Source organism: Natronomonas salina (genome assembly GCF_013391105.1).
GTDB lineage: Archaea > Halobacteriota > Halobacteria > Halobacteriales > Haloarculaceae > Natronomonas > Natronomonas salina.
Genome location: NZ_CP058335.1, coordinates 1,588,370 through 1,600,816, shown reverse-complemented (window position 1 = coordinate 1,600,816; position 12,447 = coordinate 1,588,370). Strand labels below are relative to the sequence as shown.

Here is a 12,447-nt window from a genome sequence, read left to right as displayed (position 1 = left end):
TGTACGTATTCTACTGGACGGGTAGTAGAACGATCGGAAAATATGCTTGTAGAGAACTTGAAGTCGAGTAGCACGATCACAACGAGTATGGAGAGTCGTCGATAGGGACTCACCTACAATCCAACCATATCTAACCATACGAAATTTGAAGGGTAGAGAGAACTATTATATATCAAATATGTTATCGCATCAGGTTCGGTGAGGAAATCCCAAGAACCAGCAGACGGTACGACAGTCTACAGGAGGAATGTGTCTATCACAGCTGACGAAGGCGCAGAACGGTGCTAAAGGGGTTTCACTCGAAACTCTCAACATAGGCCCTTCATCATCTCCACGATCTGTCGGTGATGCATCTAAGTTCGGAGGAATTTGGGATTCACAGCGTTCTCGATGGCTATTCTCTGTAACAGTTCCTCTGTCATTCGACTATGCAAGCAAGCGCGACTGAAATTCCGGTTTCACCACCGTGGGCTGTGCGGTGTGAGTAATAATAATTCGACTCCATACGACAACGATATATCGGGAGATTTTCTATTATGTAAAGATGATAGCTGACGAGTGATTCAAGGTGTTCAATCGCCGTCCGGCTGGACGAACCGCGAGGAATCACACGAACCAGTTGGCTCTCGTGAAATCGTAGCCGATGACTCGAATCGGCTGCTCGATCGAGGGCGTGAATCGAGCTGGGGACCGTAGCAGAATCAGTGCGGGACGCTCGTCGATTCAGAGACGGCGGGTGATACCTTCCGGTTGCAAGTGCAGCCCGAACCTACTACCGGGGAGCTGGCGAACGAACGTACAGTGAGCGTAACTCTTACAGACGCTGACGAGGGCAAGGAAGTCGTCGACGCGAGCGGGAACACACTCGGTATCGTGACGGAAATCACGAACCAGACGGCCTCCGTCGATCCGGATCCGTCACTCCTGGAGACGACCAAGGCAGACCTCGGATGGGCCGACAGCGATACCGACGAGTACGACGTCCACGAGGATGCGATCGAGACCAAAGCGGACGAGAAGATCCACCTTCGCGGGGATCTCTAATCGACAGGCCTTCTGCAGCTAAAGGAGCGCTGTATCCTCACATGGAGATACCTGACGAGCTAATCCCACTCTGAGTCGGCCGAAGTTAGCTACCGTCGATATCTACACTGATTAGCGGTTCTCGGGATCGTTCTGCTGGGCTCGGTCGCTCTCGTCGTACCCACCGGTCGAACCCTCCCTGCGGGCGCGGCTGATGCTCTTGGAGGTGGACTCCTGTGCCGCCTTGACACCGTCGCCGCTGTGGTGCATGTCGAGTGACTTCTCGGCGGCCATCCCCATGCTCTCGGCGGTGAGCGCGGCGTCCTGGTTGGCGCCGATGAAGAGGAACTCCCAGTCGTCCTCCGTCTGCCGATAGGTCACCTTCTCCCGTACCCGCTGCTGGGGTGTCTCCGAGGCGTTCTCCTTGCCGTCGGTCAGGACGACGACGATCACGTTCTCGGGTCGGTCGGGTTCCGCCAGCCCCTCGATCCCGTCGGCGGTCTCGTCGATGGCGGTCGCGAGGGCATCGTGCAGCGCCGTCTGTCCGCCCGGGCGGTAGTTGTCCGTATCGAGCGTGTCGGCGGCCTCGATCGGTGCCATCCGGTAGACGCACTCGACGTTCGTATCGAAGTTGTACAGCGTCACCGTCGCGTCCCCCTCCTCTTCGCGCTGCTCTTCGAGGAAGACGTTGAAGCCGCCCCGGGTGTCGTCCTCGATAGCTGCCATCGAGCCGGAGGAATCTAGTACGAACGTGACGTGGGTTTTCGTTGTCATTGGTTGAGTAGTGTCGAGCCGTGATGTTCGAACGCGCGATGCAGTCGTGCCGGTCGATGTGGTCGCGGCCGCCTGGCTACGCCCACCCCTCGATCTCGGCGATCGCCCAGGCGGCGATGTTGCGGACGCGTTCCGCCTCGTCGTCGAGTCGAACCGCTTCGAGACGCTCGAGGGCCGATTCGGCTTCGAGGTAGCCGAGCGCCCAGCAGGCGTTCTCGCGGACGACCTCCTGGTCGTGGTCGAGCAGCTCGACGAAGCGATCCGTGAAATGCTCGACTGCCTCGGGTTCGACCTCCGCAATCCGGCCGAGGCCGGCCGACGTGTTAATGAGGGTGTACTCGTCGTCGCTGTACAGCAGCGACTCGAGCTCGTCGACGTGCGGGACGAGCGCACCGCTGTGGACGACGGCCACGTCGCTCAACACGCCGGTCGCGTTCACCCGGAGTCTGGGATCGTCACAATCGAGGAGCTCGACGAGGTCGTCGACGGTGTCGAGGCCGGCATCCGGATACTCGCTGGCCACCCGGCCGAGCGCCGCGGTCGCGTTCAGGCGATCCGAGCTCGAGAGCGACGGCTCGGCGAGCGCGTCGGAGAGCGTCGGCGCCGCGGGCAGCACCTCGCTGGGATGCTCCGCGGCGATCCGGTTCAGCGCGAACAGCGCGTGGGTGACCCCGTCGTCGCGGTCGTCGACGAGCGACGCCAGCGCCGGCACAGCCGCCATCACGTCCGAGGGGTCGTGGGCGGCGATATCCGAGAGACACTCCGCGGCGTAGGCACGACGCTCTCCGTCGTCGCCGAGGTACGGCCTGAGCTCCTCGACGAACGGTGCGACCTCGGCCGGCCGCTCGCCGGTGACGGTCGCCAAAATCTCGAGGACGCGCGTCACGTTGTGCTCCTCGGCCAGCAGGTCGCGGAGCAGCGGTATTGCGACCTCGGCCGACTCCGGGTCTGCACGCAGCGCCGACCGGAGGGCGCCGAGCCCCGCATCCCGGCCGTCGTCGTCGGCGCCCCGCAGGAACGCGACGAGATCCGGGACGTCGATCCGCTCGGGTGCCACCCGAGCGAGATTCAGGAACGCACCGGCGTTATCGTACTTCGGTGTGGGCTCCCCTGTGAGGGCCTCATCCGACGGTAGTTCCAGGGCGGTCACCCGGTCGATACTGTCGAGACGGACGGTCCAGTCGTCTTCATCCGGCGTGAGTGCCGTACACGCCACGGCGATCGCTGCGGCCGGGCGCTCGACCGTCCGTTCGATGACACGCAGCTTCGCGACGAGCCGCTGGTGGTCTCCCTCGTCGTCGGTGTACGCGAGCTCGTACGCTGCCGCGTCGGCTTGCTCGGCGAGGAATGATCGGAACTCGTCGAGCCCCGACGGTCGGATGTCGCCTTTCGTCTCGTACTCGACGTCGCACTCGGCGGCCTCACACATCCCCCGTCACCTCCGGGGCAGCCGAGAGTAGAGTCGCTTGCAGCGGACGGAGGGGTTCAAACTCGCTGTCGTCGATGGTGAGGTCCCCTTCGTCATTCGACTCCCCACACGGGAGTGACCCCCTACAGGTCCGGTCCTCCCCTTGGATCGCCTGCTGTGCTGTCTCGGCACACCCGGCCACCGGGGCGACGTGGGTGCATCCCCAGATGCCCGCGAACCGATATGTCACCCCGGTCCGGAGGGCCGGCTGTGGGTCGACGCTGGGAGGGCCGAACAGGCTGCCTGTCTCGTCCTCGTCGCCGATCCACTGCCGGGCCCTGTCCCCCTCACCGTCGCGACCCGGTGACGCGCCGGGTTCCACGGTGAGTTCGTGCCGAGTCCCGCCTCGCAGTGTGTCAGTTGAATCCATCTGTTGGTGGTCGCAGTCGGTGGTCACCGGGCCGTACTGCCTGGATTGCGACCCGGACCGATACACACGCTCCATCCCCAGATTGGCACACCATAACCAACATCGCGATGTGCCTTTCGGGGACTTCGCACGCTCTAGTATGAGGGTTGTTGGTTTAAACCTTCTGTCTAGATGCATCTAGAGGTGAGTTAATAGCGCAGAAAGCACATTCGGGCGTAGATTTCCGGCGGGTAATGGTCTGACAACTGAAAGCGATCATCCGTAACAGTCATCGTACAGGGTCTAGAATGAGGGACAAGACACCGATATGAGCACGGACGAGGCGAGTGGGGCGCTCTTGCGTCGGCTACACGATCACAATCCATGGTGGGAGGACGGCGTCGATTCACTCTCGCTGCCCGCACGCCAGAAGAGCGACTTCTATCACCTCGCCCGCCCGGACGAGGCGATCAGCCAGTTCGAGGACCACCCCATCTCCGCGCTGGTCGGCCGACGGGGCGTCGGGAAGTCGACGCTCCTCGAGCAGTTCGTCCAGCATCGCATCGAAGCGGGGGCGGACCCGGAGCAGTTCCTCTACGTCCCCTTCGACGCCGACCCGCTCTATCAGCTCCAGTCCGCAGAGCAGCTCCGGCAGGCCGTCCGCTACTACGAGAGCCGGATTCTGGGCCGGGCTGACGACCCGACCCCACAGTTCGTCGTGCTCGACGACGTCCACCAGGTCGAGCACGCGAGCAAACCCAACAGCACCGGCTGGGGCCGACCGGTCAGCGAGCTTCTCGACGCCCCCGACCGGCACGTGATCGTCACCGCGAGCGCCGGCATCCAGGTCGAACGCGAGCTCGACCGCGTCGGGATCGACGCCTCCGAGTACGACGTCCAGCCGATCCTCCCCGAGAAGTTCCGCGACTACATCTACACGCTGTATCCGGACCTGGAAGCCGACGACAAACGCGTGTCGCCAACACCACTCCGAACGGGCGAGCAGTCCCTGCCGACGGCCGTCGAGACGGGTGACATCGACCTGTTCGTCGAGGGGCTGCGGGAGCAGTACGACCGCATCGCCGACGACACCCGCCGCATCCAGTCGCAGGTCGTCGACTACCTGGCGATGGGCGGCGTCCTCAGCTACAGCCAGGAGGGCGTCGTCGATTCCGCGAGCGAGCTATCGCGGCGCGACTACGAGCGCCTCCGCAAGGACGTCCGCGACGCGCTCTATCAGGACGTCCCCGGCTTCGAGACCATCCAGACGATCGCCGACCTCGAGCGGCTGTGTGCACTCGCCGCTCGAGACTGTGCAAGCGATCCGATCCGCTACCAGCGACTGGTCGACCTGTTCGACGTCGACCGACGGACGATCACGGACAGCTACCTGCCGGCGCTGTCGGAGCTGTACCTCCTCGACGGGGTGACCGAATACGACAACAGCCGACCGCGTTCGGTTCGGCTCTACCTGCGCGACACCGGTCTCGTCACGGCGCTCGCCGACGGGGACGCATCGCGGGTGCTCAGCGATTTCGACCGCGAGGCAGACCTCGCACGGGCGGCCGCCTTCGATCACACGATGCGCTTCCAGTACGGCGTCGAAGCGATCCAGGGGCGGACCGTCGAGCCGTCGGTCCAGTACTGGCGCGGCCGCGAGGACACTGTCGATTTCATCTTCGAGGTGGACGGAACACCAGTCCCGGTCGGCTTCGGTTATCGACCGCCCGTCGATTCGGTCGAGGCGGCGTTGACCGAGTTCCTCGACACTTACGACGCCCCCGTCGGCCTCCTGCTCGTCGGCGATACTGTCTCGACCGACGAGCCGATCGCCGTGCAGGACGACCGTCTCATCCGCCTGCCCTACTGGTTCTTCCTGTTACTGTGCTGACCGACGTCCGCATTTGACGGCTGCAATGGGCGGGTCCCCACTGCTGCCCTTCTAACGATATAGCTCAGTAAAAGATGCGAGGAGAAGATCGAGTTCAGGAAGTTCCGCCCTCGCAGATCACCAGCTCTGCATCCCTGCCTCGAAGAAGTATACGATCAGCGAGTTCGCCAGCAAGAGACTCGTGTAGGTGACCGCTGGCACGAGGAGGGAGTCACTTCGCTCGTAACCGTATGCGGCGATGCCGAGGACGGCGAAGTGCAGCAAGACGAACAGGCCGCCGGCGACGGACTCGATCTCGGCGATACCCGAGAGGACGACGACGGCGACGAACAGGGCAACAGGCGTGGCAGCCAGAATCCGGCGTCGGCCACTGCCGATTCTTTGCGCACCAGCCACGCTGCCAGCCAGCAGGAGCGTGAACAGCACCACCCCGATCAGCTTCCCGAGGTCGGGGACGGGACCGAGGCCGCCCGTCTCGCTCAACAGTGCGAACCCGGCGACCAGCGGCGTCAGGACGACGGCAGTAGTGCTGCCGACCGCCTGCTCGAAGCTCCCCTGGACCAAGACCTGACAGACGATCACGAGCGCGGGCGTCCCGAGGAGGATACCGAGCCCGGCGATCGCCAGGACCGGCGTCAGCGGCGCGTCAGCAGCCACGGCGGTCATGGTCAGCGAGCTGTACGAGACGCCCGTGAGCACGCCGACGAGCTTCGTGAGGGCCGCGAGTGCGACAGGGCCGACGGCTGCCAGGCCGAGTACTCGGGCGTCGGTTCGCGTCGGGAGCGACAGGCCGATTCGAATGCCGCGGTAGCGTGCGTAGGGAACGGCGAAGGCGGCGAGGCCGCCGAGGAACAGGCCGGTGTAGACGAGGCCGTCGGCGAGTACCCCGCCGAAGGATAGGTCGAAGAGCGACAGGATACTCCCCCGGAGCGCTTCCTGCCAGAGATAGAGCCCACCGAAGACGGCGGTGACGATGGCGAATTCAAACACGACCGGATTGGTTGTGTGACTGGCTCGGCGCTGACCGTCGTGGAGGGACATGGTGCATACTCCCCGGTTCGATAGTTAGGGCTAGTGAGGGTTTCAGTGTGCGATAGATACAGTGCTTATCGGGCCTCGGCCCCGATAGTCCTGCAGAGGGATAGAGACCGATGACACGAATGTGGGGCATCGACCCGACGCTGCTCTGCGACCAGCACCTGCTCGGAGAGCACACCGAGATGCACCAGGAGGCCGGCACCATCGAGAACCACCCGCACGGGACGGCCATCGTCGAGGGGCACGCGGAGCGCCAGCAGGTGGATACCTCGCTGATCCAGCGCCGACACGACGAACTGGCCGCGGAGCTACGGCGCCGCGGGATGAACCATGACTCGCCGCTGGACTACGAGGACGACCTCGACCTCGGGTCGATCGACACGGCGGCGAACCGGGACGATCTCATGGAGCGCTGCGACGAGTGTCGGCGGCGGATCGAAGCGGCGGATGCGAGCGATGCCGAACGCGGGCCGGACTGACGACGCTCAGCGCGTAGCCTCGGCTCCCTGACCGCCGTAAACGTCGTCCAAAGAATCGACTCTGAGACTCATCTCAGGGTCCGGTCCGTGACCGTTTGGCCGCTATTCCTCTTCGACGGGCTCGAGCATCGGTCGCTTGCTCTCCTTCTGGAGGTCGCTCCAGGAGACCGAACCCTGCTCGACGATGTTGTCAGGCTGCATGGCGTCGTCGGTGAGGACGAGCGCCGCGGTGTACTCCGGGGGTCGGGCCCGCTCGTCGCCGGGTGCCTCTCCGACCGGGTTCGCTCCGGGGCCGGAGGCCGAGCCGACGACGATGCGGCCGACCATCCCGAAGACCTCGTGTGGCGCACACATGATGTCGTGGACGCCCTCCGACTCGAACGTGTACAGCCAGTAGTCGCCAGCGGCGAGGATGGGCGAGGAGAACGGGGCCACGCCCTCGGGGACGCGCTGGGTGTAGCCGAAGCCTGGATGGTAGGCGTTCACGTTGTGGTGTGGGGTCGCGAGGTTGAACTGGACGGTATCCCCGACGTCGATGGTCAGGCCGGTCGGTTCGAAGTAGAACTCCGGAAGTGGCGCATTCTCGCGGGGTTTGATCTGGAGATTGATGGTGTGATCTGGTTCGACGGGTTTGCTGCCGTCGTCGGTACCGATGTAGCCGAATCGCGGGTCGATAGCGTCGTTCTGGTCGGTGGACTGCTGCATGGTTCCGGTCGGTGTCGTTGTGGGTGTGCTCGGTTCGTCGGAGGACGATTCGCTGCAGCCGGCGACCGCCGGGATGCAAGCGGCACCCATGGCGGTCAGCAGCCGGCGTCTCGACGGACTGATGGACTGGTCTGTACGACTCGATGGCTCGTTCGATGGGTCGACCCCCCGTTGCATTCCAGTCGAGGCAACCGGGAGAAGGAGATTATCGGTTAGGGTTTGACTAGAATTTACTTTATCACTGGTTACAGGTCGGCTCGCCTGCCCTATCGGACCCCGCTTCCCAGACGACCCACTGCGTATGTACAACGGGTCTTTGACTCACCGGAAGGTTCGAGGTGGCTTCCGGCCAGATTCGACACGTGAATCGACGAGCGTTCATCGGGGTGTTCGGTGCCGGCGTCGCGACGGGGCTCGCCGGCTGTAGTGCACTCGGCGACGACAGCCAACGAGTCGACGGAGAGCGACGCATCGACCTCGCCGACAGCGATCTCACCGCCTCGGAGTTCCGGGCGGCTGCCGCAGGGAGTCACGAGACATTCGGCTCCAGAGGCGTGTGGGGTACCGCGGAAGCGGAACCGAACCACGAGGTATCGTTCCAGGGCGCGTGGACGGGCACGCTCGACCACGCCGACGAGACGTCCTCCACGCACCTGCTGGGCATGTTCGGTCTCCCGGACGCGCCGGACGGCACGCCGGCGTCGCAGGTGTGGCTCTGGAGCGGTGTCGAACCCGCCGCCGACAGTCGAGCCCGGCGAATCGAAACGGGCCTCTCGTTGCCGTCGGACGCCGATGCGCTGGGCATCTACTCGCCGGCCCAGGATTACGACGCCGAGACCAGCGCCGAGTACACGGTCGAAAGCGGTCGGCTCGACGTCGCGACCCTCCGAACGACGATGCCGCTGGCTGCCGGGACCATCGGTGTCGATCCGAAGACGCGAATCGGCGACGGCGGGGCGTACGCTCCCTACTGGGAGGGCGAGAGCGATACGCCGCAGTCCATAGCTGCCACGACGGAGGTCAGGTGGGCGTCCGGGAAGACCCGCGAACTGGACTGGGAATTCGGCGTCAGTACGACGGTCTGATTCCTGCTGCCTGCCACAGGTTTACGGGACCCCCGTTCGAGTATCGAGATATGTTCGAGGACATCGCCACCGGTGACGTCGTCGAGGTCACGTACGAATCCAACCGCTCGGGCGGGCAGGTCTCCCGGACGGGGTCCGTCCTGCAGACGCCGGGCGAGGGCGACAAACGCGGGCTCTTCGTCCAGACCGACGACGACCAGCTGACCGGCGTGATGGGTGGCCGCGTCTACAGCCTCACCGTCGGCGACGAGGACGGCCAGCGCACCGTCGAACGACAGACCTACCTCGGCGACCTGGAGAGCGTCTCGCCGACCGAGTGACGATCACCGAACCTTCTCGCGCCTCGCTGTCTCTCACAGCGGAGCCGGTCTGACTCATCTGCGAGCGGTTTTCACGACAGCAGCGGTCTAGAAATGCGCTACCGTCGACTAGTCGGCACTTCCGAACTCGGTGTACTCCAGGATCGCGCCGGGGACGAGGACGCCCACGACGAAGACGACGCCAAAGACCACCTCGAATGGGAGCGCGGTGAACGCAGAGAGCACGACCAGGAGTGCCATCGCCAGCAGAACGAAGCCGCCGATCAGCCCGTTCTCTGCCGTCAGCAGACCCTCTCGCCTGTAGAGGACGTACAGCGAGACGACTACCAGCAGGAGTATCGCGACGAGAACGATGCGAAACAGCGTCGTCGAGTCCGTCGCAACGCTATAGAACAGGCCGATCCCCACGAGAACGTACGCGAGTCCGAGCGACAGGGTCTCGACGGGGCCGTCGAAGAAATCGCCACTCTCCGACTCTGGATTGGAGGATTCCATACCTCACCCGGTCGCAGAGGGGTGGCATATAGGTGGTGCAGCCCCCGACACGGCTCGAGAGGCTATCGCGCCAAATCGCCGCCCCCGAAACAGCCTTTTCGGGACCGGCCGAGATGGAGCTATGGGGCTCCCGCTCCACGGTGGCCACGCGCACGCCGAATCGACTGGGCCAGCCGCGGGGCCAGAGCTGATACTCGTCTTCGCTCTCGCTATCTTCGTTCTCGTGGTCGGCCTCCAGTACCTCATCCAGAGATATTCTCGGGAATGATTGGGTGCGTCACCGGGCAAAGAGGAACACGTCGGGCGACCCCTGGGGGTGTTCAGATTGCACTTCCTCCAGAGCGTGGAACAGCCGCGGAAACAGTAGCCCACGACGGTGACGCCGAGTGGAGCGTTTATCGCCTGCTACGGCGAACGGTGACCTATGTCGGACGAGGGAGCGAACGAGGCTACGCGGGATTCGATGGGGAAGGGGTTCGCGGTCGGCCTCCCTATCGGGGTCGCCATCGGTCTCGCGCTGGACAACCTGGCGATGGGGATCGCTATCGGGCTCGCGCTCAGTCCCGCTTTCGGCCTCGCGTGGTCGAAGAGCGAGTGAGAGCCGTCGCCCACGATGCGACCCCGATACCCCAGTTAGCGAGGGGGTAACGCCCTGTCTCGTCCGGTTGGGTCGAAGATACTAACACGGTTCCCCGAGTGGTCGAGTGCATGCGACAGGTTCCCGACTGGGTGACGCTTACTGACGGCGAGAAGATCGTCTGGTCGGGTGGTCCGAGCCCGGTGGTCATCGCCTCGTCACTGCTCGGCGAGGCCGTTCTGGTCGTCGTCGGGTTGATCATCGCGGGGATCGGTCCGGGACTGGTCGACGGTGGGACCTTCCCGGGCGCCGGCGCGTTGCCCGGGGGAATCCGGTTCGTCGGACTCATCATCGCGCTGGCCGGGATCCTCGCGGGACTCTGGACGTACCTCCGGTTCCAGTCGGTCGAGTACGTCATCACGAGCGACGAACTGTACGTCAAGCGGGGGATGCTCTCGCGGTCGGTGACGAACCTCCGGCTGGACCGCATCCAGGACAGCGGGTTCAACCAGTCGGCGAGCCAGCGGCTGCTGGGCTACGGCGACGTCTACGTCTCGACGGCCGGCAGCGGCGGCGCCGAACTCGTCTTCCGGAACGTCAACGACCCCGCACGGGTCAACAACGCCATCACCGAACAGCTCGACGCCGCTCGCTCGCCGGGAACGACGTCCGCGCCCTCGGTCGATAATTCCAGCCGGCGCCGCTAGATTCGACGACGAACGGCTGTCAGTTGTCGGCGTCCAGCAGGGCGAGACGTCGGTACACCGAATCGTTCGACCGGGGTGAATATATCCGGTGGGTCGTTACGGACCGGATATGACACCGCCACGAGGTCGACGGTCGACGCGGCGCCGGTTGCTCGCGTCGCTCGGTGCGACCGCGACCGTCGGGCTCGCGGGCTGTACCTCCGTGTTCGACGACTACGAGCGGAGCCAGTCCGATTTCGACCCTCCGATGCTCTCCTACGACGAGACGTACCCGGACGACGACGGCGTGACGATGTTCCGGCGCGGGACGCGGCGGCTGGGCTACTACCCGGACGCGGTCGTTCCCGAGGCCGTCGAGGTCGAGTGGTCGATGCCGATCAACGAGGTGGGCCACACCGCGGCGAAGGCGAGTCCGCGACCCACGCCGGACGGCGGGACGATCTTGATTCCCGCCGACACGGGGAAGGTCCACGCGGTGCGGCCGGACGGCGAGCAGCTGTGGACGGCCGAGACGGGGGCGACGAACCTCGGCATCCACGGGACGCCGCTGATCGTCGACGGGGTGGCGTACATCGGCGGCTACGACGGCTCGCTGTATGCCTTCGACGTCGAGACGGGCGAGCGCGTCTGGAAGACCTCCAACTGGCGGCTGCACGGCGCCATCGCCATCGGGTCGAGTCCGGTCTACTGGGACGGCGTCATCTACGTCGTCGCCGAGTACAACTATCCGTTCCAGGAGCCGTCGGGGACGATGTGGGCGCTCGACGCCGAGACGGGCGAGCCGCTGTGGCACGACGACCGCCTCTGGGGGATGCCGCACCCGTCGCTGGCGATCGACCCGGCCACCGAGCGGATAATCACCGGGTCGAACGACGGCGTCTGCTACTGCTGGGAGTTCCCGTCCCTGGAGTTCGCCTGGGAGTTCCAGACGGACGGCGAGATCAAGGGGACGATCCCCACCTACGAGGGCGGGGCGTTCGTCGGGTCGTGGGACGGCTACTTCCGGCGGCTCGACCTCGAGGACGGCACCGAGGAGTGGCGCTTCGAGACGGGCCGGACGATCATGTCGAACCCCGGCATCGACCCCGACGCGGGCGTCGTCTACATGGGCAGCGACGACCGACACGTCTACGCGCTCGACGCCGAGTCCGGCGAGGAGCTGTGGTCGAGAAACGTCGGCGGGAAGGTCCTCGGCTCGCTGACGGTGACCGCCGACGCCGTGCTGGTCGGCTCGTACGACACGCACCTCTACGCCCTCGAGAAGGAGACGGGCGCGGTCCGCTGGCGCGTCGAGAACGTCGGGCACGTGACGAGCGAGCCCGTCCCGCACGAGGGTCGGATCTTCTATGCCGAACGTGGCGACATCTCCGGGTACCGGAGCGACGACCCGGAGGTCGTCAACGAGCGCGGCCGCGTCTACGGGTTGCGGGCGGCGGAGTGAACGCTAGAAGAGGTTCGAATCCCGTCTCGAGGCCTCTCGCTACGGCATCTGTTTGGATAGTTTTGTCACTAGTCCTTTCAGTAACAGGTTCGTCC

General features: G+C 64.7%; 13 protein-coding genes. 8 read left to right on the top strand and 5 right to left on the bottom strand.

Annotated elements, in window-relative coordinates; translation table 11 throughout:
* Window positions 1-801: 801 nt before the first annotated feature.
* Window positions 802-1,044 (top strand): hypothetical protein, encoded by a 243-nt coding sequence (locus tag HWV07_RS08530; protein WP_178333891.1) that lies wholly within the window; start codon window positions 802-804, stop codon window positions 1,042-1,044.
* 111 nt (window positions 1,045-1,155) lie between these two features.
* Here the strand turns inward: HWV07_RS08530 and HWV07_RS08525 are convergent, their stop codons facing one another.
* Window positions 1,156-1,797: a vWA domain-containing protein gene (locus HWV07_RS08525; RefSeq protein ID WP_178333890.1), complete on the bottom strand. Its 642-nt coding sequence runs from the start codon at window positions 1,795-1,797 to the stop codon at window positions 1,156-1,158.
* A gap of 76 nt (window positions 1,798-1,873) precedes the next feature.
* Entirely contained in the window at window positions 1,874-3,226 is a 1,353-nt protein-coding gene (locus HWV07_RS08520) for a HEAT repeat domain-containing protein (protein ID WP_178333889.1), read from the bottom strand.
* A gap of 716 nt (window positions 3,227-3,942) precedes the next feature.
* Between HWV07_RS08520 and HWV07_RS08515 the strand changes: the two genes are divergently transcribed.
* Window positions 3,943-5,505, top strand: a complete 1,563-nt coding sequence (locus HWV07_RS08515) for an ATP-binding protein (protein WP_178333888.1) — start codon at window positions 3,943-3,945, stop codon at window positions 5,503-5,505.
* Window positions 5,506-5,622: 117 nt separating this feature from the next.
* Here the strand turns inward: HWV07_RS08515 and HWV07_RS08510 are convergent, their stop codons facing one another.
* On the bottom strand, window positions 5,623-6,546 hold the full coding sequence (locus HWV07_RS08510) for a hypothetical protein (protein WP_178333887.1): 924 nt from the start codon (window positions 6,544-6,546) through the stop codon (window positions 5,623-5,625).
* A 110-nt stretch (window positions 6,547-6,656) separates the two neighbouring features.
* Here HWV07_RS08510 and HWV07_RS08505 point away from each other — a divergent pair, with 110 nt between their 5' ends.
* Window positions 6,657-7,022 (top strand): pyrimidine dimer DNA glycosylase/endonuclease V, encoded by a 366-nt coding sequence (locus tag HWV07_RS08505; RefSeq protein WP_246279854.1) that lies wholly within the window; start codon window positions 6,657-6,659, stop codon window positions 7,020-7,022.
* A gap of 102 nt (window positions 7,023-7,124) precedes the next feature.
* Here the strand turns inward: HWV07_RS08505 and HWV07_RS08500 are convergent, their stop codons facing one another.
* Complete coding sequence (locus tag HWV07_RS08500; protein WP_178333886.1) at window positions 7,125-7,727, bottom strand: cupredoxin domain-containing protein; 603 nt, start codon at window positions 7,725-7,727, stop codon at window positions 7,125-7,127.
* Between the two features lie 362 nt (window positions 7,728-8,089).
* Between HWV07_RS08500 and HWV07_RS08495 the strand changes: the two genes are divergently transcribed.
* Both HWV07_RS08495 and HWV07_RS08490 read left to right on the top strand, forming a co-directional pair.
* On the top strand, window positions 8,090-8,812 hold the full coding sequence (locus HWV07_RS08495) for a hypothetical protein (RefSeq protein WP_178333885.1): 723 nt from the start codon (window positions 8,090-8,092) through the stop codon (window positions 8,810-8,812).
* Between the two features lie 50 nt (window positions 8,813-8,862).
* A complete protein-coding gene (locus HWV07_RS08490) occupies window positions 8,863-9,132 on the top strand; it encodes a hypothetical protein (RefSeq protein WP_178333884.1) in 270 nt (89 codons plus the stop codon).
* Between the two features lie 108 nt (window positions 9,133-9,240).
* Here the strand turns inward: HWV07_RS08490 and HWV07_RS08485 are convergent, their stop codons facing one another.
* Complete coding sequence (locus HWV07_RS08485) at window positions 9,241-9,627, bottom strand: DUF7987 family protein (protein ID WP_178333883.1); 387 nt, start codon at window positions 9,625-9,627, stop codon at window positions 9,241-9,243.
* 424 nt (window positions 9,628-10,051) lie between these two features.
* Here HWV07_RS08485 and HWV07_RS08480 point away from each other — a divergent pair, with 424 nt between their 5' ends.
* The 3 genes from HWV07_RS08480 to HWV07_RS08470 all read left to right on the top strand — a co-directional run bounded on the left by HWV07_RS08480 (window position 10,052) and on the right by HWV07_RS08470 (window position 12,352).
* Entirely contained in the window at window positions 10,052-10,225 is a 174-nt protein-coding gene (locus HWV07_RS08480; protein WP_178333882.1) for a glycine zipper domain-containing protein, read from the top strand.
* 110 nt (window positions 10,226-10,335) lie between these two features.
* Window positions 10,336-10,911, top strand: coding sequence for a PH domain-containing protein (locus HWV07_RS08475; RefSeq protein ID WP_178333881.1), 576 nt, complete (start codon window positions 10,336-10,338; stop codon window positions 10,909-10,911).
* A 109-nt stretch (window positions 10,912-11,020) separates the two neighbouring features.
* A complete protein-coding gene (locus HWV07_RS08470; RefSeq protein WP_178333880.1) occupies window positions 11,021-12,352 on the top strand; it encodes an outer membrane protein assembly factor BamB family protein in 1,332 nt (443 codons plus the stop codon).
* The last annotated feature ends 95 nt before the right edge of the window (window positions 12,353-12,447 follow it).

What these genes read in the sequence shown, in the direction of transcription:
- HWV07_RS08525 (WP_178333890.1), bottom strand. Translation starts at nt 1,797, where the DNA reads ATGACAACGAAAACCCACGTCACGTTCGTACTAGATTCCTCCGGCTCG.
- HWV07_RS08520 (WP_178333889.1), bottom strand. Translation starts at nt 3,226, where the DNA reads ATGTGTGAGGCCGCCGAGTGCGACGTCGAGTACGAGACGAAAGGCGAC.
- HWV07_RS08515 (WP_178333888.1), top strand. Translation starts at nt 3,943, where the DNA reads ATGAGCACGGACGAGGCGAGTGGGGCGCTCTTGCGTCGGCTACACGAT.
- HWV07_RS08510 (WP_178333887.1), bottom strand. Translation starts at nt 6,546, where the DNA reads ATGTCCCTCCACGACGGTCAGCGCCGAGCCAGTCACACAACCAATCCG.
- HWV07_RS08505 (WP_246279854.1), top strand. Translation starts at nt 6,657, where the DNA reads ATGACACGAATGTGGGGCATCGACCCGACGCTGCTCTGCGACCAGCAC.
- HWV07_RS08500 (WP_178333886.1), bottom strand. Translation starts at nt 7,727, where the DNA reads ATGCAGCAGTCCACCGACCAGAACGACGCTATCGACCCGCGATTCGGC.
- HWV07_RS08490 (WP_178333884.1), top strand. Translation starts at nt 8,863, where the DNA reads ATGTTCGAGGACATCGCCACCGGTGACGTCGTCGAGGTCACGTACGAA.
- HWV07_RS08485 (WP_178333883.1), bottom strand. Translation starts at nt 9,627, where the DNA reads ATGGAATCCTCCAATCCAGAGTCGGAGAGTGGCGATTTCTTCGACGGC.
- HWV07_RS08480 (WP_178333882.1), top strand. Translation starts at nt 10,052, where the DNA reads ATGTCGGACGAGGGAGCGAACGAGGCTACGCGGGATTCGATGGGGAAG.
- HWV07_RS08475 (WP_178333881.1), top strand. Translation starts at nt 10,336, where the DNA reads ATGCGACAGGTTCCCGACTGGGTGACGCTTACTGACGGCGAGAAGATC.
- HWV07_RS08470 (WP_178333880.1), top strand. Translation starts at nt 11,021, where the DNA reads ATGACACCGCCACGAGGTCGACGGTCGACGCGGCGCCGGTTGCTCGCG.